Source organism: Streptomyces sp. NPDC050145 (genome assembly GCF_044460245.1).
Taxonomy (GTDB): domain Bacteria; phylum Actinomycetota; class Actinomycetes; order Streptomycetales; family Streptomycetaceae; genus Streptomyces.
In genome coordinates this window covers 1-18,077 of the sequence record NZ_JBITJS010000031.1, presented here as the reverse complement: position 1 = coordinate 18,077, position 18,077 = coordinate 1, and the positions used below count along the sequence as shown (strand labels likewise).

The window sequence follows — 18,077 nt, the reverse complement described above, 5'->3', positions numbered from 1 at the left end:
ATCAGGACGAGGTCGCTACGCGTCAGGGGCCGGGGCGGGGCGTTCCGCCAGGTCCTTGATGCGGAGCAGTCGGGTCTCCCAGGAGCGGCCGATGCGGTCCAGCTCGCGGGCCAGGGCGCCGAGCCGGGCGCCGACCGCGAGGTGCAGGACCTCGCGGCCGCGCTGCTCCGACTCCACGAGGCCGACCTCGCGCAGCACGTCCAGGTGCTTGCCGATGGCCTGCCGGCTCACCGGCAGCTCCCTGGCCAGCGCGGACGCCGACAGGGGACCCTCGCCGAGCCGGGTGAGGATCTCCCAGCGCATCGGGTCGCCGAGCGCCGCGCACAGGCCGGGGAGCGTCGTGGGCGGGGGAGCGGTCACGGCCGGGCCGCCTCGGGCGCCTCGACGAAGGCCTTCGCGGCGTCCAGCTCCACGTGCCAGCCCTTGTCGTTGCCCTCGCGTTCCTTGAGCCACGCGGCCGGGTCCTCGGCCAGGCCGCTGAACCCGCTCTCGACGACCCGCAGGGTCACGCCGCCCCCGGCGCGCTCGTCGATCCAGAACTCGACCAGCGTGGACGGCTTCGCCTCGTCGCGGTACGGGGTGCCGATCCAGCGGAACGCCGCGTACCGGGGCTTGTCGAGCTCGACGGTCCGGAAGCGGAACTCGCCGAGCTTCGGGTGGCGGACCACCGCCACGCCGTCCGCCTCGTGCGTGAGGTCGGGCTCGGCCTCGACCTCGCCGTCGTTGATGTACCAGCCGGGTCGGGCGATCAGCTCCCAGACGCGGTCGGCCGGGGCGTCGATGTCGATCTGGCGGGCGATCCGGTCCAGGGCGTCGAGTTCGGCTGCGGTGTAGGTGGTGTCGCTCATGGTGTCCTCCGTGGCGGTGTCGCGAACGAGTTCAACCTGCAACTCCAAGGTTGCACAAGAAGTCGCGTAGTGCAACCTGTGGGTTGCGGGTCGGGGTGGGTGCGGGCCTCGCGCCCCTGCCAACTACCCATCGGCTACGAGGGGATGGAGCTGTCCGCACCTGCCGCGCGCACGGATAACATCACGTGCCCCTTCCCTCCACACGCGCTTATGGAGTCGCTCATGAACCGCACCGCCGGCCTCCCCCTCTCCCGCCGCGGTCTCATACGCACCGGTGCCGGAGCCTCGCTCGCCGCGCTCGGGCTCGGGCTGGGCGCGCCGAGCGCCTCCGCCGCCGTGTCCGGCACCCAGCGGTTCGACCTCACGCAGCCCTCGTACGACCTGTTCCGGGACAAGGACACGCACGGGCCGCGCGTCCAGCAGAGCTTCGCCTTCGACTGGGTGAACAAGTTCCTGTACGTGGCGACCAAGCGGGACGGCAGCTCCGAGTCCGCCGGTGACCTGTGCATCAACAAGATGGACTTCGACGGGAACTACCTGTCGTACATGCACCTCGACGGGTTCGGCCACGGTGTCGCCTTCGCCGCGCTGCCCGACGGCTCCGGCACGGAGCTGTGGATCGAGTGCGCCACGAACACCAACGGCTACGGCACCGCGCTCGCGCCCATCCGCTACACCCCGAACACCACGCTGGGCTCGCCCGCCGCCTCCGCCGCCTTCCAGCCGATCTCCGGGGCCAGCGAGTACACCTGCTCCGTCGACCCGGTCTATCAGCGCATGATCGTCCGCTACCACACCAGCGCGGGCAAGCGCGTCGCCGTGTACCCGCTCTCCGCGTTCCAGAACCGGACCTTCGGCACGCCGCTCGTCGACTTCAAGCAGCCGGCCATCGCCGGCACCGCGCAGGGGTACGCCCTCTACGGCTCGTACATGTACTTCCTGACCGGTGACGCGTACCCGGGCGACGGCACCCCCACCGGGGACGGCAACACGTACGTCACCAGCATCGACATCAACACCGGCACCGTGACGCAGGGCCCCGTCCTCACCAAGGCCGGCTCCACGCTCCACTTCCGCGAGCCCGAGGGCCTCGCCGTCTACCGCACCGACGCCGGTGAGGCCCGCCTCTTCATCGGCTTCGCCACGGGCTACGAGGGCGACCGGCGCTCCAGCATCTTCTACAAGAACGCGCTGGTCTGATCGGCGTCTGACCCGTCCGGTCGACCGCGTGGGCCGATGGGCGCAGGATTGAGTTAGCGGAATCGGAGCCGCGCTGCATTTCGGCGGCTCCGAACGTCCGACCCCGTACGGCGGAAGGAGGTGCGACGCCATGTCCCAGTTCATGGACGTCCACCACGGGATGAAGGACATCACTGCCGACCAGTTGATGCAGGCGCACCAGGCCGACCTCGCCATCGAGAAGGAGGAAGGCGTTCACTTCGAGAAGGCGTGGGCGGACCCGATGTCCGGCACGGTGTACTGCCTCTCCGAGGCTCCCTCGGCCGAGGCGGTCCAGCGCATCCATGAACGCGCCGGCCACAAGGCCGACGAGATCCACCCGGTGCCGCTCAGCGTCTGAGGGATCGGACCGCGAGAGCCGCCGCCCCCGCTGCTGCCGTCGCCAGGGGGGTGGGAGGACGCGTCGAAGACGCCGTGGGCTGCCGTGCTCGTAGTAGCCGCCGCTCACGTACGGGCCGCGCGGCGTGACGGGCGTAGACCCCGTGGCCGCCGAGGAGTGACGCGAAGACCGCGTCGTCGTGCCAGGACGGGGCGCACGTTCCCCGACGGCCCCGTCCGGCCCGACCAGCGCCCCGCGCTCACCGTCGCCGAGGAACGCGTAGTCGTGCAGGGCGTGCGGCGGGAAGACCGCAGGAGCACCCGGACCGGTGGGTGACGGCGTCCTGTTCGACCTGCGCACCGAGCACACCGTCGGCACCTCCGTCACCGCTGGTCCCCAGGGCCATCGCCCCGGTGGTGACGGCCCAGCAGCATCTCCTGCACCTTGGCCTTGAAGCCCTGCCGCACCATCGCCGCGCGGTCGCTGTCGCCCTTGAGGACGGCGGTGGCCGCCGCCTCGATCTGGTCCAGCGTCGCGTGCGGCGGGATCGGCGGCACGGCCGGTCCGTCCGGAAGTCGAGGACGAAGGGGCGGCTCGCGGACAGCGCCGCCTCCCAGGCGCCCCGCACGTGCTCCGGCTTCTCCACGCGCAGCCCGCCGAGCCCCAGCGAACGCGCGAAGTCCGCGTACCCGATGCCGGGGATCGACCGCGAGGGCAGGAACTGCGGCGCGCCGGACCTGGCCCGCATCTCCCACGTCACCTGGTTCAGGTCCTGGTTGTTGAGAACTGTCACCGTCTTCGGGTCGTCGGATCGGACAGCAGCGCTGGGATCCGCCGGGTACCCACCCTCACGTCACGCAAAGGCGCGGCCCCGCTCAGAGCAGGGAGCCGGAGAACGCCAGGGCGCCGAGGAGCGCGACGCCGAGCGCGAACCACGCCACGTAGTCCCCGATGTGCCCCGAGTGCAGCCGGCGCAGCGGCTCCGTCCACGCGTACGGCTCCTGAGGCGTCTGCCGGCGCAGGGCCAGTACGGCGCAGGCGGCCGCGCAGGCCACCGACACCAGGCCCGTCAGCACCGAGGCGAGCGTCCAGTGCGGGGCGAGTTCCGGCGGGCCGCCGAACCCGGCACCGGCCCGCTCGCCGAGCCCCGGCCAGACGCCCACGGCGAGCGACCCGGCCAGCAGTGCCACGGGCACCGCGACCATCGGCAGCGGCACCCGCGACAGCAGGCCGCGGGTCTCGGGCTCCTCGTCACCGCCCTTCGTCTCCTGCTCCGACGCCCGGCGCGGGCGCGGCCCCAGACCCCAGAAGACACGCGCCGCGACGCGCAGCACCGCCGCCCCGGTGAGCGCGGAGACCACCGTGAACAGCACCGTGCCCGCGAGCCCCGAGACCTCCTCCGCCGTGCCCTTGCCGAGCGCCGTGGCGAACGGCGGCAGCCCCGCGAGCGCCAGGGCCGCGACCGTGTAGAGCACGCCGATCAGCCGCAGCCCGGTCGCCCGGCCGTACAGCTCGTGCTCGTCGACGCTGCCGTACCGGTCGAGCAGGATCCCCGTGCAGGCGAACAGGGCGGCCTTGGCGCCCGCGTGGCCGACGATGTAGAGCGCGACCCCGGCGGTCGACTCGGGGCGCAGCAGCCCGACCCCGGCGAGGAACAGCCCGGTGTGCGCGATCGTCGAGTACGCGAGCAGCCGCTTGAGGTGGTGCTGCTGCCAGCACAGCAGCGCGCCCAGTACGGCGGTCACGGCGCCCAGCACCACCAGGCACAGGCCCACATCGGCCGACGGCACCCCGCCGGGCCCCGCGAACACGAACGTGTGCACGCGCCACACTCCGTACACACCCAGCTCGACCATCACCCCGGACAGCAGCATGCACACCGGACTCGGCGCCACCGCGTGCGCGTCGGGCAGCCAGAAATGGAACGGGACGGCCGCCGCCTTCACCAGCAGCCCGCTCGCCACCAGCACGAACGCGGTCACGACCAGCGCGTCCGCCGGCCCTTGGTCGTCCAGGCGCGCCCCGATCTGCCGCATGCCCAGCTCGCCGGTGCGCGCGTACACCAGCCCGATGCCCATCAACGTCGCGTACGCGCCCAGGGAGTTGAGGACCCCGAAGGTGAGGGCCCCCTGGACGGCCTTGGACTCCTCCACCCGGTAGCCGGTCAGCGCGTACGCGGCGACGCCCATCAGCTCGAAGAAGACGAACGCGTCGAACAGGTCGCCGGTCAGCGCGAATCCGCACATGCCCGCCTGGAAGAGCAGCACGAGCGCGGGGAACGCCCCGGGGTTCTTGTGCGGGACCTCCTCGAAGTAGCGCCAGGAGTAGACGAGTACCGCCACCGTCAGCAGACAGACGAGCGTGGCGAGCCCGGTGCCGGGCTCGTCGCCGACGAGGACGATGCCCACACTCCGCCCCGCGACCGGCTCCCAGCCGCCGACCCACTCCGTCGCGGCGGGCGAGGACCGGGTCAGGAGCAGGACGCACAGCGCCGTCGTGCCGGCCGCCACGACGGCGGCCACCGCGTCCGTGGCGATCCGCGGCAGCAGCCGGCCGAACGCGACGAGGAACGCGGCGCCGAGCAGCGGCCCCGCCACGACCAGCGGCAGCAGGTGGTTCATCCGCGCAGCTCCGACAGCTCGTCCGGGTCGGCGGTCCCGTGGTGCTTGGCGACCTGGATGGCGAGCGCGAGGAGCAGCGCGGTGACGGTGGCGCCCACGACGACGTCGGTGAGGGCGAGCGCCTGGACGACGGGGTCGACGAGCGGCCGGGAGTGCGGACGCAGGTCGGAGTGGACCGGCGCGGTGCCGCCCTCGCGGTAGCCGACGGCGAGCAGCAGCACGTACGTGGCGGCCTGGCACACCGCGAGACAGCCGACGGCGTGCACGAGGTGGCGGCTGGTCGCGAGGCCGTAGCAGCCGACGAGGAAGATCCAGCCGGACACGAGATAGGGCAGGACGTGCATCATCGGGCGGCTTCCTCCCCGGACCCGTCGGCGTCGGTGATCTCCACCGCCTGGTCGAGGAAGCGGCTCACCAGCACGACGACGGCACTGGCCACCTCGATGCCGACCGCGGCGTTCAGCAGCGGCACGGTGCCGCCTGAGGCGAGCGTGTCGAACGTCCCGTAGGGCAGCGTGTTCGCCAGGAAGGAGGCCCCGGCGACGAGACCGGCCACGCCGAGCAGCAGATAGGCCGCCTCACCGACCGCGTCCCCCACCTCGTACGGGCCCACGGGCCGGACCCGTTCGAGCGCCCGGTAGTCCACGCCGATGTAGAGCAGATGCACGGCGGTCGCCACGATGACGCCGCCCTGGAAGCCGCCGCCCGGGCTCAGCTGGCCGTGGGCGACGACGTACAGGCCCGACACCAGCGCCACCGGCAGCAGCGCGAGCGCGTAGCGCCGCACCCAGGGGTCGACCCGCACGGGCCGGGGCGGCAGCCGGTCCTCGTCGCGGGTCTGACGCAGCAGGACGACCGTGCCGAGCACCGCGGCGAACAGGATCGACTCCTCGCCCAGGGTGTCGAAGGACCGCTGGTCGAAATTGACCGCCGACACGACGTTCGCCGTGCGGCGGTGGAGGGACTCCGCGACCGACCGGTCGCCGTACGGATGCCCGCCCAGGCCGAAGTCCGGGAGTTCCAGGAACGCGGCGGCGAACAGCGCGGCAAGGCCCGCGAGTCCGAGCGCGAGGATCCACCGGCGCAGCGCGTGGCTCACCGCCGTGCCCCCTCGTCCCCGTCCGGGCGGCGCCCGCGGCGGCGGACCTTGCGCACCGACAGCAGGATCAGCAGCGGTGTGAGCGCGGAGCCCACGGCCAGTTGGGACAGCGCCACGTCCGGTGCCTGGAGCACCGTGAAGAGCGCGGCCAGCGCGAGGCCGAGCACGGACAGGACCAGCGCCTGCCGGGCCGGCTCCCGCACCGCGACCGCCACCGTCGCGGACACCGCGACCAGGACGAGGCACACCGCGATCAGCACGTTGTCGCCGCTCACCGCGCCCCACCGCCTTCCTGCTCCGTGCCCGGCTCCCGCACCACGCCCACCGACAGGGCACGCGTCGCGACGACGTTGCCGACCGCCACCAGCACACCGATCAGAAGTGCCTTCACCAGCGCGCGGCCGGGAGGCGTGGCCGCGCACACGGCGGCGGTCACCGCCACCGCGGCGGCGACGCACCCCACCGTCACGGCCGTGCTCCCGCGCGGTGACCCGTCCGTCAGGTCGTCGTCGAGCAGCCGCACGCACACCAGCGTCCCGACGGGCCCGAGCAGACTCAGGACCAGCGACAGATCCACGTACGAGGGCCGCCCGTAGCCCTGCGCGAGCAGCAGGAACGCCAGGGCGACGACCGTGCTCCCCGCGTTCTGGGCCAGCAGCCGGCCGGCCGGCGGGCCGACCGCGACGCGCCAGATCACCGGCAGCATGCCGAAGGCCAGGAGCGCGGCGCCGCACGCGGCCCACGCGTTCACCGGGGCTCCTCGCGCGCCGCGCGCCGCGCCGCCGTCGCGGCCAGGGCGCCCGCCGCGGCGCAGCACACGCCCACGGTCAGCTCCAGGACGTCGACGGTGCTCACCAGCACCAGCCACAGCGCGACGAGCACCGCCCACCAGGCCAGGAACTCCGCGCCGGCGCGCAGCGGTCCGTACATCGGCGCCTCAGGCGCGGACCAGGCAGAACGGGTGCCCGGCCGGATCCGCGTACACCCGGAAACCGCGCTTGCCGTCCTCGTCGTCCAGGTCCAGCGGCATCCCGCCCAGAGCAAGGACCTGCGACTCGGCGTCCGCCATGTCGTCGACCTTCAGATCCAGATGGAGCTGCTGGGAGTTGTCGTCGGCGCGCGGCCACTCGGGCGGCCGGTGGCCCGGGGCGCGCTGGAAGGCGATGCGGTGGTCGCCGGGGGCGTACAGGTCGTACCAGTCCTCGCCGTCCTGCCGCACCTCGCCGCCGAGCAGCGCGGCGTAGAAGCCGGCGAGTGCGGCGGGGTCGGGACAGTCCACGGCGACCAGGCAGTACCGGGCAACAGGCATGTCGCGCTCCTTGTACGGGTGGGTGAACTCTTCCATCCGGCGGCGGGCGGGCGCGGGAGGCGCGTCAGGCGTCGCCGGAGAGGCCGGTGAGAAAGCCGTCCCAGTCGATGTGCGACGACTCCTCGCCCGGCGGAACCAGCCGCGCGGTGACGTCCAGCCACTCGGACACCACGTCGCGCTCGGTCTCCACCACGGCGCAGCCGTCGACCGGGCCGAGCCGGATGCGCAGCGCGGCCGGCGCGCCGGCGTCGCCGGGCACGGGCCAGGCGGCCACCTCGCCGACCCCGGCACGCCGGTCGCGGGCGAGCAGCAGCGTCTCCCGCGACAGGATCCAGCGGACCTGCGCCCCCTCCACCTCCAGCGTGACGCGGACAGCGAAGGGGTCCAGCGAGGTGTAGTGCAGTTCGAGGCCCAGGGGCAGCGGGTGCAGCCCGTCCCTGAGCAGCACCGCGTCGTGGAGGAGCGTGGCGGTCCGGTGCGGGTGCACCGACACGTGGGTGAGGGGTTCGGACACGGCGGATCACGCCTTCGGTCGGAGGGGACTCGGGGAGGCGGCGCCGAGGAAGCCGGGGGACCTTTGCGCGCCGGTCATGGCCGGACCTCCGGCCGCGCCGGGTGCCGGTGGGCGGCCACCGCGCCGACGAACGCGCGCAGGAACTCCGGCTGGGCCACGCCGGGCGTCGCGTCCGTCACGACCCCGCGGTCGGCGACCACCTGCCCGGACCCGCTGGTGCGGTGCACCTCGTCGGGTACGACCCGCCCCAGCACGCCGACACCGGAGCCGAGCGCGCCCACGGGCTTGCCGTGCCGGTAGGCGTCCCGCACGAAGCGCACCGCGTCCGGATCGTCCGCCAGTTCCGGCGTGCCGACCGGGCCGCCGGGCACGAGGACGGCGTCGTAGAGCACGGACGCGACGGTGGGCAGCGCCCGGTCGACCGGGAACAGCTCCCCGTCCGACGCCTCGACCGTGCCGTCCGCCGGCGCGATCGCCTCCACGACCGCACCCGCCGCGGTGAGCACCTCGCGCACGGACTCCACCTGGGTGGCGTCCACGCCGTCGGTCACGAGCACCGCGATGCGCCGGGTCCGGACGGAGCCGTCACCGCGCAGCGCCTCCAGGCTCAGCGCGGGCGACGAGGCCTTGTACCGGTCGGGCTCGGCGCCGCCCTGCGGTTCCGGCACGCCGATGCCCCGGGCCACCTCGCACGCCAACTCCCGGTCCACGTGTGAGAGTTCCTCCACGGTACGCATACGGACCGGCCGCGCTCCCACCTTGCCGAGCTCGAAGCGGAACGCCTGGACGATGTGTTCCTTCTCCCAGTCCGCCATGCTGTTCCAGAACAGCGCGGGCTGGCTGTAGTGGTCCTGGAAGCTGGGGCTGCGGAGCCGGATCTTCGCACCGTCTACCCGTTCCGCGTAGTGGGTGTACGCGGAACCGCCGGCGCCCGCGATCGCCGGGCAGCCACCGCCCAGCGAGTTCGGCGCGTAGTTCGTGCCGGTGTGCAGCGCGTCCTGGTGGTAGCCGTCGCGCTGGTTCGTGCGCACCGGCGCCACCGGCCGGTTCACCGGGATCTGCGCGAAGTTGGGCCCGCCGAGCCGGATCAGCTGCGTGTCCAGGTAGGAGAAGTTGCGGGCCTGGAGCAGCGGGTCGTTCGTGAAGTCGATGCCGGGCACCACGTTGGCGGTGTGGAAGGCGACCTGCTCCGTCTCCGCGAAGAAGTTGTCCGGGTTGCGGTCGAGGACCATCCGGCCGATCGGCCGGACCGGCACCTGCTCCTCCGGCACGACCTTCGTCGCGTCCAGGAGATCGAAGTCGAACGCGAACTCGTCCTCCTCCGGGATCAGTTGGACACCCAGCTCCCACTCCGGGTACGCGCCGGCCGCGATGCTGTCCCACAGGTCACGCCGGTTGAAGTCCGGATCGCGCCCCTGGCACTCCTGCGCCTCGTCCCACACCAGGGAGTGCGCGCCCAGCTTCGGCGTCCAGTGGAACTTCACGAACGTGCCGTGCCCGTCCGCGTCCACGAACCGGAACGTGTGCACTCCGAAGCCCTGCATCATCCGGTAGCTGCGCGGGATCGCGCGGTCCGACATCAGCCACATGATCGCGTGCAGCGTCTCGGGCTGCAGCGACACGAAGTCCCAGAGGGTGTCGTGCGCCGAGGCCCCGGTCGGGATGTCGGTGTCCGGCTCGGGCTTCACCGCGTGCACGAAGTCGGGGAACTTGATGCCGTCCTGGATGAAGAAGACGGGGAAGTTGTTCCCCACCAGGTCGTAATTGCCCTCGGACGTATAGAACTTGGTCGCGAACCCGCGCACGTCGCGCACCGTGTCGGCGGAGCCGCGCGGGCCCTGCACGGTCGAGAAGCGGACGAACACCGGGGTGCGCACGGCCGGGTCCTGGAGGAACGCGGCGCGGGTGAACTCCGCGCACGACGCGTACGGTTCGAACCAGCCGTACGCGCCGGCCCCGCGCGCGTGCACCACGCGCTCGGGGATCCGTTCGTGGTCGAACCGGGTGAGTTTCTCGCGGAAGTGGAAGTCCTCCATCAGCGTCGGTCCGCGGTCACCCGTGGACAGCGCGTCGTCGGTGTGGTCGACCGCCACACCCTGGTCGGTGGTGAGCGGCCCGGCGGCGGGGTCCTCGGCGCGTGCCGCGTCGCGCTGCTCCTGCTTGGGGTCGGTCATCGGTCGCTCCTCACGGTCGGGACGGCGACGCTCAGTGCGGGGTGGAGCCCTGGTCGGGGGTGGGGGAGGCCTTGCTGATCTCGCCGAGCGCCGACTCGGGGTCGTGCGTCTCGGCCAGGTCGCCGAGGCTGACCATGCCGACGGGCCGGCCTCCGCTCGTCACGGGCAGCCGCCGGACCGCGTGCTGCCGCATCAGGGCGACCGCACGGTCCGTCTCTTCCTCGGGGCTCACGCACACGGGTTCCGTCGTGCACAGTTCGGCGACCTCGACGATGCGCGGGTCCGCGCCGTCGGCCACCGCGCGCAGGGCGATGTCCCGGTCGGTGATCAGTCCGACGAGGCGTCCGCCGTCGGTCACCATGACCGTGCCGATGTCCTCGTCGCGCATCAACTGAGCCGCCTGGGTAAGGGGCGTGTCGGGCCGCACCGCGATCACGCCCTCCGTCATCACGTCGCTGATCAGGTGCGTCATGGCAGGCCTCGCAATCTTCCGCCGGACCGGCGGCCGAGGGGGTGGGCGGGCGTCGGAGGTACGAAGTTTCGGACGCGGCGCCGGGTACCCACGGCCGTCGATCACACACCTGCGCGCCGCACATCGGCTGAGTCCGGCTTGGGTTGCGTCAACTGCCGCCGGATACCAGCGAGTTCTCGTCCTTCATCCGGGTTACGCGCACGGTGCCGAGGTCGGGGTCCGCCGCGTCCGGCACGTGCATGCCCGCTTCGATCCCGGTCCGCAGGTACCGCAGGACGGGCGCGTCGAGCCGCTCCCCGGGGAGCACCGCCGGGATGCCGGGCGGGTACGGCGTCAGCATCTCGGCCGCGACGCGCCCCGCCGCGCGCCCGAGCGGCACGTCCTCGAACGGTCCGAAGTAGGCGTCGCGCGGCAACCGGACCTGCTCCAGGCGGAGCTCCGCCGGTGCGGGCACGTCGACCCGCGGTGCGGAACGCAGCTCCGCGCCGGACCGGGCCACGGCCTCCAGTGCCTCCAGGAGCGCGTCGGCCGTGTCGCGGTCGTCGCCGTGGGTGACCTGGGTGCTGATCCGGCGGTGGTCCGCCAGGTGGGCGTCGATCGAGTGGTGCGCGCGCAGCCGGTCGGCCACCGCGTAGCCCGTGGTGCCCAGGCCCGTGACGTCGATGACGACGGGCAGCGGGTCGAAGTCGTCGGCGAGACCCGGGCCGCAGAAGTCCTCCCGGTCGTTCACGTGCAGCCCCTCGATCTTCTCGATCGCGGTCCGTACGTCGCCGGCCAGGTCGAGCGCGTGCCCCATCAGTTCCGCGCCGTGCAGGGCCATCTGCCGTCGCCATCCGTCCAGACCCGCGTAGATCGGCACGGACGGACTGGTGGTGCCGAGCAGGTCGGCCCGGGAGCTCAGCACGGCGGGATCGATCAGCTCGCCCCGCAGGTGGAAGACCGAGCCCTGTTCCAGACCGCTGCCCATCTTGTGGATGCTCGTGACGCAGATGTCGGCGCCCGCGTCCATCGCCCAGGACGGCAGCCGGGAGTGGAACGGCAGGTGCGCGCCCCAGGCCTCGTCCACGATCAGCGGCCGGGAGCGGCGGTGGCAGACCTCCGCGATGCCGCGCAGATCGGCGCAGCTCCCGTACGGTGTCGGGCTGGTGACCAGGGCGCCCTTCGCGTCGGGGTGGGCGCGGAAGGCGCGCTCGAAGTCCTCGGCGCCCGGTGGGTGGGCGAGATGCCGCTCCGCGTCCCAGCGCGGCTCGACCCACACCGGCCGGATCCCGGAGAGGATCAGCCCCGACACCACCGACTTGTGGGCGTCGCGTCCGATCAGGAGTTCCTCGTGCGGGCCCGCGACGGCGAGCATCGCCGCCTTCACCGACAGTGAGCTGCCACAGGTGGAGAAGAACGTGTGCTCGGCGTGCACGGCGTCGGCCATCAGCTCCTCGGCGCGCTCCAGCACGCGTCCGCGGGTGCGCCGGTCGTCGAGGCCGCCGGAGGCGAGGACGTCACCCTGGAACACGGAGTCGCCGAGCACCGCCCGCACCGCCGGGTCCGCGCCCCGGGCCTGTTTGTGGCCGGGTGGCGTGAAGCCGAGCCGGTGCAGCCTGCGGTGCTCGGCCAGCGCTTCGAGCACGGGGGCCTGGGATTGGTCGATGTCATGGGGCATGGGCTGCCGGGTTCCCGGTTCGCGGGACGGTCAATCCGCCGTCGATCCGGACGCGGCGGGTGTCCGGCGGACCTCGGTGACGGCCACGGCGAGCTGTCGGCGCATGTCGTCGGTCAGGCCCTCGCCCGTGACCGCGTGCACGAGGTCGTGGGCGACCTGCCGCAGCTTCGTGTTCGTGTGCTGGGAGACGGAGACGAGGACCGTCCAGGCGTCCTCGGGCGTGAGGCGGAAGGAGGCCATCAGCGTCCCGCGGGCCAGGTCGATGACGGGCCGGGTCTGCATGGCCTGCCGGAGCTGGCCGATCTCGGCCCGTACGTCCTCGTCGTCCGCGCCCACCGCGGAGGGGGTGAGGCGGGCGGCGCCGCCGACGCCCGTGAACAGGGGCAGTGTGTCGGTGTCCACGAGGACGCCGCGCACCGCGGGGCTGGAGGCGTGCAGGACGACGCTCTTCCCGTCGTCCAGTGCGCGGCGGCGGGTGCTGAGCAGGACGTTGAGCCCCGCGCAGTCGCAGTGGTCCACCTGGCTCAGGTCCAGGTCCAGGCCTGTTCCCGAGCTGTTCAGGAACTGCGTCAGGTTGTCGAGGAGGGCCTGCTCGGTGCCGGCGCCGAGGGGGCCGGACAGCGCCACGAGCGTGCGGTCGCCCCGATGCCTCGTCTCGACGCCCAACAGGGATGCGGGTGCTGACATGCCGGTCACTCCAGAGAGTTCGGTCGGTCTTCGGCCGTGCCTCCAGGGTCGCCCCGAAGCCGTATGCACGTCAAGCGATACCGGAATTGCAATTCGTCCTTTTGAATTCCGGAATCAAACGGCCTAATCTGGCGAACATGACTGCAGCGCCCGAACCGCACACCGGTTGGACCTTCCTCACCAACCACGCTCGCGTGCTGTCCGCGATCGCGGCCGAGCCGACGATTCGCATCCGGGACATCGCCGCGTACTGCCGGCTCACGGAGCGCGCCGTCCAGAAGATCGTCTCGGACCTGGAGAGGGACGGCTATCTGACGCACACACGGCGTGGCCGCTCGAACACCTACCGCGTCTCGGACGGCACGATCCTGCGTCATCCGGCCGAGGCGGGGCTGAGCGTGTCGGATCTCCTCGGCGTGCTGGCGCGGCACGACGCGGAGCATGTGGAGGACAGGGCCCCTCAGCGGTGAGAATCGCCCCGTTCGGGGGTGGTAACACCCCGTTTGGGGGTACTAAAAGGGTATGAACGAGACATTCTTCGAATTGGCTGCAGCGAACACCGTGCTCAACGCTGTCGGGGCCTTCGTCGGAGGCCTGTTCATCGCCGGGTTCCTGATCGTGGCGTTCAAGTTCGGGAAGAGAGTGGTCGAGCGGGAGTCGAGGCGGCCTCGGCCCGACGAGCAGCCGAAGCTGCCCAAGGAATGGCCGGTGCACGAGGAGCGGGAGGTGCGTGAGCCGGACGAGATGCCGCTGGCCCACGACGAGAGCGAGCGCCTCATGCCGTACCAGCTGCATCCGGCCCGCACGAAGCGGAGCAAGGACCAGCACCCCAAGAAGTGGACTCCGGGTGCCAGCGGCTCCTTCGGCAGTGGCGGCCTCGGCAGGATCTGAGGCGGCAACCCCCAGGGAAACCCCCAGAAAGGATCACCCCACAGAGGATCAAGAGGCGGCCTCCACGTCAGGAGGCCGCCTCTCTCTCGTGCCTCCGCTTCCGCGTCCAGGCCCGCCGATCAGCCGGCCGGCTCGTCCGGCACGGGATGCTCCGGGTTGGGGCTCGCCGCGTGCGGTGCGCCCCGGCGTCCCGTCCCCGCCTCGTCCGTGTCGGGAAGCGTGGGATCGGGCCGGGCCTGCTCTTCCTCGCCGGTCGCGTCGTCGGGCTCCCAGGGGTCCTCCTCGGGCCCGCCCGAGCCCGCCTGCTGGTCCGGCAGGTCCCTCGGTGTGGGCTCGCGGGCATCGTCGGGATGCCCGGACTTCTCGGGGTCCGGCGTTCCGGATCGTCGTTGGTGCACGGCTCCTCCTCGGGTCGGTGGCCTGTGTGAGGGCGTCCGGGTACCCGCCGTCGCGCGGGCCATCACTCCGGGCGCAGCCACAGCGTGGCCAGCGGTGGCAGGGTCAGGCACAGCCGGGCCGGGAACACCCCGACCGGCTCGGGAAGCGCGCTCAGCGGTCCGGGATTGCCGACGTCACCGCCGCCGTACCGGGCCGCGTCCGTGTTGAGCACCTCCCGCCACGAACCCGCCGCATCGGGCACCCCGACCGGGTACCCGTGCCGGACCACGGGGGAGAAGTTGCTCACCGCGAGCAGCGGCCTGCCGTCGGTCCCGAAACGCAGGAAGGCCAGCACGTTGTCCTGCGCCGCGTCCGCCTCGACCCACTGGAACCCGGCGGGGACGGTGTCCTGCTCCCACAGCGCGGGCGCCGCGCGATAGCCCAGGTTGAGATCCCGTACGAGGTCGCGTACGCCCCGGTGGTCCGGCTCCGCGCCGTACGCCGGGTCGAGCAGCCACCAGTCCGGGCCGTGCGCCTCCGACCACTCGGCGCCCTGCGCGAACTCCTGGCCCATGAAGAGGAGTTGCTTGCCGGGGTGGGCCCACATGTAGGCCAGGTAGGCACGGTGGTTCGCGCGCTGCTGCCACCAGTCGCCGGGCATCTTCGAGACGAGGGAACGCTTGCCGTGGACGACCTCGTCGTGCGAGATCGGCAGCAGATAGTTCTCGCTGTACGCGTAGATCATGGAGAAGGTCAACTCGCCGTGGTGGTACTGGCGGTGCACCGGCTCGTGCCGGATGTACTCCAGCGAGTCGTGCATCCAGCCCATGTTCCACTTCAGCCCGAAACCGAGCCCGCCGAAGCCGCCCGAGCCGGTGTGGTGCGTGGCCCGTGTGACGCCCTCCCACGCGGTCGACTCCTCGGCGAGCGTCACGATGCCCGGGTAGCGCCGGTAGACGGTCGCGTTCATCTCCTGGAGGAACGCGACCGCGTCGAGGTTCTCGCGGCCGCCGTGCTCGTTCGGAGTCCAGCCGCCCTCCTCACGCGAGTAGTCGAGGTAGAGCATCGAGGCGACCGCGTCCACGCGCAGGCCGTCGACGTGGAACTCCTCGAACCAGTAACTCGCGTTCGCCACGAGAAAGTTACGTACTTCCGTGCGGCCGTAGTCGAAGGTGAGGGTGCCCCAGTCGGGGTGCTCGGCGCGCCGCGGGTCCCCGGGCTCGTACAGCGGACGGCCGTCGAACTCGGCCAGCGCCCAGTCGTCCTTCGGGAAGTGGGCCGGCACCCAGTCCATGATCACGCCGATGCCCGCCCGGTGCAGCGTGTCGATCAGGTACCGCAGGTCGTCCGGGGTGCCGAGGCGGGCCGTCGGCGCGTAGAAGCCGGTGACCTGGTAGCCCCAGGACCCGCCGAAGGGATGCTCGGCGACCGGCATGAACTCCACGTGCGTGAACCCCATGTCGCTCACGTAAGCGGTGAGTTCCCCGGCCAGCTCGCGGTAGCCCAGACCGGGCCTCCAGGACGGCAGATGGACCTCGTACACCGACATCGGCGACCGGTGCGCGGGCTGCTCCGCGCGGTGGGCCAGCCACGCGGCGTCCGTCCAGACGTACGCCGAGCGCGTGACCACGGAGGCCGTCGCGGGCGGCACCTCGGTCCGGCGGGCCATCGGGTCCGCGCGCACGGTGTGCGTGCCGTCGGGCCGGGTGATGTCGAACTTGTAGAGCGCGCCCTCGCCCAGTTCGGGCACGAACAGCTCCCATACCCCGGACGAGCCGAGCGAACGCATCGGGTGGGCGGCGCCGTCCCAGCGGCAGAACTCCCCGCACACGCGCACACCTTGCGCGTTCGGTGCCCACACGGTGAAGCGGGTGCCGGCCACGCCCTGATGTGTCATCGGGTGTGCGCCGAGCACCGTCCACAGCTCCTCGTGCCGGCCCTCGGCGATCAGATGCAGGTCGAGCTCGCCGAGCGCCGGCAGGAACCGGTAGGGGTCCTCGGTCTCCGTGTCCCGCCCGTCGTACGTGATCCGCAGCCGGTACGCGGGAACCGCGGTGAGCGGCAGCAGGACGGAGAACAGCCCGTCCCCCTCGTCCGCCAGGTCCACGACCCGCCCCTCCACGAGGAGGGCCACCGCCTGTGCGTAGGGGCGCAGGACGCGGACGACCACGCCGCCGCCCGGGGCCGGGTGCGCGCCGAGCACCGCGTGCGGGTCGTGATGGCTTCCCGCCAGCAGGCGCTTGCGGGTGTCGGCGTCGAGCGGCGGCGGCGTTGTCGGTTTCGGCATCTGCTCGGTGGGCGTCACGATCGGGACTCCTCCGCGAGGCGCGCTATCGCGGCCATCGGAACGGGCAGCCAGTCCGGACGGTGCCTGGCCTCGTACAGCACCTCGTACACGGCGCGGTCCGTCTCGTGGGCCCGGACGAGCGCGGTGTGCTCGCGCGGGTCCCACGGCGCCTCCCGGGCGTACCCCGCCAGGTAGGCGTCGCGGCAGCGCCGGGCCCACTCCGTGTGGCCCGGCCCCCGCGCGTGCGCGGCGTAGTCGAAGGAGCGGAGCATCCCCGCGACGTCCCGCGCGGGGGACTGCACGCGCCGGCGCTCCGCGAGCGGGCGGGACGGCTCGCCCTCGAAGTCGATGACCCGCCACCGGCGCCCGTCGAGCAGGACCTGCCCGAGATGCAGATCACCGTGGATCCGCTGGTCCGCCGGGTGCGAGTGGTGCCCGGCGGCGGCCTGGTAGACGGCCCGCAGCCGGGGCACGTGCCGCGCCAGCTCCGGGACCTGGCGCGCCGTCGCGTCCAGCCGGGCGGACATCGCGGCCGCGAGCCCGTCGGCGCCGTCACGGTCACGGTCGTGGTCACGGCCCGGCTCGTCGGCGGGGAAGGCGCGCGCCAGCGCCAGATGTACTTCGGCGGTGGCCCGCCCCAGTTCGTACGCGGTCTCGGCCAGGTCCTCGCCGGTGGGGGAGTCGAGCGCCAGGCTCCATCCGTCGGTCGCCCCGCGCAGGAACGGCTGGAGCACGCCGAGCGTCGCGCGGCGCGGCTCGGTGGTCCAGAACCAGGCGACGGGGGCCGGGACCCGGGCGCAGCCGTCCCGGGACAGCGCGGAGGGGACCTCCAGGTCGGGGTGGACGCCGTACTGGACGCGGCGGAACAGCTTGAGGATGAACGCGTCGCCGTACACCAGCGAGGTGTTGGACTGCTCCCCGTCCAGGAGGCGGGGGCGCAGCCCCGCCGGTACCTCGGTCCGTCCGTCGCGCTCGAAGCGCAGCGGGCCCGCCGCGCCCGGCACCCGCAGCCGCTCGAGCAGCGTCCCCGTGGCCCGGGGGTCGTGCAGGGCGTCGTACACGGTGAGCCCACGGAGCGGGCCGACGGCGGGGCGGCCGATGACGGCGTGCCGGAGGCGGCCCGGCAGGCCCTCGGACACCCCGAGCAGGATCTGGTAGCAGCCGCTGTGGTCGCCCGCGTGCGTGGCCCGCACCAGGAGGTGCAGGCAGCCCGGGTACAGCTCGGTCAGTGACACCACCGACAGGTCGGTGAGCGGCAGCCCCTTGCCCGCGAACCAGCGCTGCTCGGGCAGCCACCCCTCCAGCAGCCCGGCCACGGACGCGAGGTGCGGCGGCGGGCCGGGTTTGGTGTGCGGTGCGGTGATCAGCATGAGCGATGTCCTTTCACAGGCGGATCCCGGGTTCCGCCGGAAGGCGCGGAGGCACGCTCTCGCACAGGCGGAACCAGTAGAAGCCGTGTCCGGCCAGGGTCAGCAGGTAGGGGAGTTCGCCGACGGCGGGGAAGCGGACGCCGCCGATCAGCTCGACCGGGTGGCGGCCGGTGTAGGGGCTGAGGTCGAGCTCGGTGGGTTGGGCGAAGCGG

Annotated in this window: 22 protein-coding genes and 1 pseudogene; 4 read left to right on the top strand and 19 right to left on the bottom strand. The window is 72.7% G+C overall.

The window, feature by feature from the left end; genetic code table 11:
- Positions 1–15: 15 nt before the first annotated feature.
- Together ACIBTU_RS38125 and ACIBTU_RS38120 are read right to left on the bottom strand one after the other, a co-directional pair.
- On the bottom strand, positions 16–360 hold the full coding sequence (locus ACIBTU_RS38125) for an ArsR/SmtB family transcription factor (RefSeq protein WP_399131355.1): 345 nt from the start codon (positions 358–360) through the stop codon (positions 16–18).
- Positions 357–848, bottom strand: coding sequence for an ATPase (locus ACIBTU_RS38120; RefSeq protein ID WP_399131353.1), 492 nt, complete (start codon positions 846–848; stop codon positions 357–359). The genes ACIBTU_RS38125 and ACIBTU_RS38120 overlap by 4 nt, the downstream gene beginning before the upstream one ends.
- A gap of 222 nt (positions 849–1,070) precedes the next feature.
- Here ACIBTU_RS38120 and ACIBTU_RS38115 point away from each other — a divergent pair, with 222 nt between their 5' ends.
- Together ACIBTU_RS38115 and ACIBTU_RS38110 are read left to right on the top strand one after the other, a co-directional pair.
- Positions 1,071–2,048 carry a teichoic acid biosynthesis protein C gene (locus tag ACIBTU_RS38115; protein WP_399131352.1) on the top strand — a complete coding sequence of 326 codons (978 nt, stop codon included), beginning with the start codon at positions 1,071–1,073 and terminating at the stop codon, positions 2,046–2,048.
- A 130-nt stretch (positions 2,049–2,178) separates the two neighbouring features.
- Positions 2,179–2,427 (top strand): SCO4226 family nickel-binding protein, encoded by a 249-nt coding sequence (locus ACIBTU_RS38110; RefSeq protein ID WP_399131351.1) that lies wholly within the window; start codon positions 2,179–2,181, stop codon positions 2,425–2,427.
- A gap of 362 nt (positions 2,428–2,789) precedes the next feature.
- Here ACIBTU_RS38110 and ACIBTU_RS38105 read toward each other — a convergent pair.
- The 13 genes and pseudogenes from ACIBTU_RS38105 to ACIBTU_RS38045 all read right to left on the bottom strand — a co-directional run.
- Positions 2,790–3,214 (bottom strand): annotated as a pseudogene (locus tag ACIBTU_RS38105) (thiamine pyrophosphate-dependent enzyme); the annotation flags it as partial.
- Positions 3,215–3,281: 67 nt separating this feature from the next.
- Entirely contained in the window at positions 3,282–5,027 is a 1,746-nt protein-coding gene (locus tag ACIBTU_RS38100; RefSeq protein ID WP_399131350.1) for a complex I subunit 5 family protein, read from the bottom strand.
- The gene (locus ACIBTU_RS38095) at positions 5,024–5,374 is read right to left on the bottom strand and encodes a sodium:proton antiporter (RefSeq protein ID WP_399131349.1); all 351 of its coding nucleotides are present in this window, start codon (positions 5,372–5,374) and stop codon (positions 5,024–5,026) included. The genes ACIBTU_RS38100 and ACIBTU_RS38095 overlap by 4 nt, the downstream gene beginning before the upstream one ends.
- Positions 5,371–6,126, bottom strand: coding sequence for an MnhB domain-containing protein (locus ACIBTU_RS38090; protein ID WP_399131348.1), 756 nt, complete (start codon positions 6,124–6,126; stop codon positions 5,371–5,373). The genes ACIBTU_RS38095 and ACIBTU_RS38090 overlap by 4 nt, the downstream gene beginning before the upstream one ends.
- On the bottom strand, positions 6,123–6,401 hold the full coding sequence (locus ACIBTU_RS38085) for a DUF4040 domain-containing protein (RefSeq protein WP_399131347.1): 279 nt from the start codon (positions 6,399–6,401) through the stop codon (positions 6,123–6,125). Before ACIBTU_RS38085 ends, ACIBTU_RS38090 begins: the two co-directional genes overlap by 4 nt.
- The gene (locus ACIBTU_RS38080) at positions 6,398–6,877 is read right to left on the bottom strand and encodes a monovalent cation/H+ antiporter complex subunit F (protein ID WP_399131346.1); all 480 of its coding nucleotides are present in this window, start codon (positions 6,875–6,877) and stop codon (positions 6,398–6,400) included. Before ACIBTU_RS38080 ends, ACIBTU_RS38085 begins: the two co-directional genes overlap by 4 nt.
- Entirely contained in the window at positions 6,874–7,056 is a 183-nt protein-coding gene (locus ACIBTU_RS38075) for a hypothetical protein (RefSeq protein ID WP_399131345.1), read from the bottom strand. The genes ACIBTU_RS38080 and ACIBTU_RS38075 overlap by 4 nt, the downstream gene beginning before the upstream one ends.
- 7 nt (positions 7,057–7,063) lie before the next feature.
- Positions 7,064–7,435 (bottom strand): VOC family protein, encoded by a 372-nt coding sequence (locus tag ACIBTU_RS38070; RefSeq protein WP_399131344.1) that lies wholly within the window; start codon positions 7,433–7,435, stop codon positions 7,064–7,066.
- 64 nt (positions 7,436–7,499) lie between these two features.
- The gene (locus tag ACIBTU_RS38065; RefSeq protein WP_399131343.1) at positions 7,500–7,949 is read right to left on the bottom strand and encodes an SsgA family sporulation/cell division regulator; all 450 of its coding nucleotides are present in this window, start codon (positions 7,947–7,949) and stop codon (positions 7,500–7,502) included.
- Positions 7,950–8,023: 74 nt separating this feature from the next.
- Entirely contained in the window at positions 8,024–10,123 is a 2,100-nt protein-coding gene (locus ACIBTU_RS38060) for a catalase (protein ID WP_399131342.1), read from the bottom strand.
- 31 nt (positions 10,124–10,154) lie between these two features.
- Positions 10,155–10,595 (bottom strand): CBS domain-containing protein, encoded by a 441-nt coding sequence (locus ACIBTU_RS38055; protein ID WP_399131340.1) that lies wholly within the window; start codon positions 10,593–10,595, stop codon positions 10,155–10,157.
- 148 nt (positions 10,596–10,743) lie between these two features.
- Positions 10,744–12,252, bottom strand: coding sequence for an aminotransferase class I/II-fold pyridoxal phosphate-dependent enzyme (locus tag ACIBTU_RS38050; RefSeq protein WP_399131339.1), 1,509 nt, complete (start codon positions 12,250–12,252; stop codon positions 10,744–10,746).
- 30 nt (positions 12,253–12,282) lie between these two features.
- The gene (locus tag ACIBTU_RS38045; RefSeq protein WP_399131338.1) at positions 12,283–12,939 is read right to left on the bottom strand and encodes an ANTAR domain-containing protein; all 657 of its coding nucleotides are present in this window, start codon (positions 12,937–12,939) and stop codon (positions 12,283–12,285) included.
- 137 nt (positions 12,940–13,076) lie between these two features.
- On the opposite strand from ACIBTU_RS38045, the gene ACIBTU_RS38040 reads away from it, so the two are divergent.
- Together ACIBTU_RS38040 and ACIBTU_RS38035 are read left to right on the top strand one after the other, a co-directional pair.
- Entirely contained in the window at positions 13,077–13,409 is a 333-nt protein-coding gene (locus ACIBTU_RS38040; protein ID WP_399131337.1) for a helix-turn-helix transcriptional regulator, read from the top strand.
- 73 nt (positions 13,410–13,482) lie between these two features.
- Positions 13,483–13,830, top strand: a complete 348-nt coding sequence (locus tag ACIBTU_RS38035; protein WP_399131336.1) for a DUF6479 family protein — start codon at positions 13,483–13,485, stop codon at positions 13,828–13,830.
- A 119-nt stretch (positions 13,831–13,949) separates the two neighbouring features.
- On the opposite strand, the gene ACIBTU_RS38030 is transcribed toward ACIBTU_RS38035, so the two are convergent.
- The 4 genes from ACIBTU_RS38030 to ACIBTU_RS38015 form a co-directional block, all read right to left on the bottom strand.
- Complete coding sequence (locus ACIBTU_RS38030; protein WP_399131335.1) at positions 13,950–14,228, bottom strand: hypothetical protein; 279 nt, start codon at positions 14,226–14,228, stop codon at positions 13,950–13,952.
- 62 nt (positions 14,229–14,290) lie between these two features.
- A complete protein-coding gene (gene glgB / locus ACIBTU_RS38025) occupies positions 14,291–16,495 on the bottom strand; it encodes a 1,4-alpha-glucan branching enzyme (RefSeq protein WP_399131402.1) in 2,205 nt (734 codons plus the stop codon).
- Positions 16,496–16,509: 14 nt separating this feature from the next.
- Positions 16,510–17,865 (bottom strand): maltokinase, encoded by a 1,356-nt coding sequence (locus ACIBTU_RS38020; protein ID WP_399131334.1) that lies wholly within the window; start codon positions 17,863–17,865, stop codon positions 16,510–16,512.
- Between the two features lie 13 nt (positions 17,866–17,878).
- A partial coding sequence (locus ACIBTU_RS38015) for an alpha-glucosidase C-terminal domain-containing protein (RefSeq protein WP_399131332.1) occupies positions 17,879–18,077 on the bottom strand: 199 nt, incomplete at its 5' end.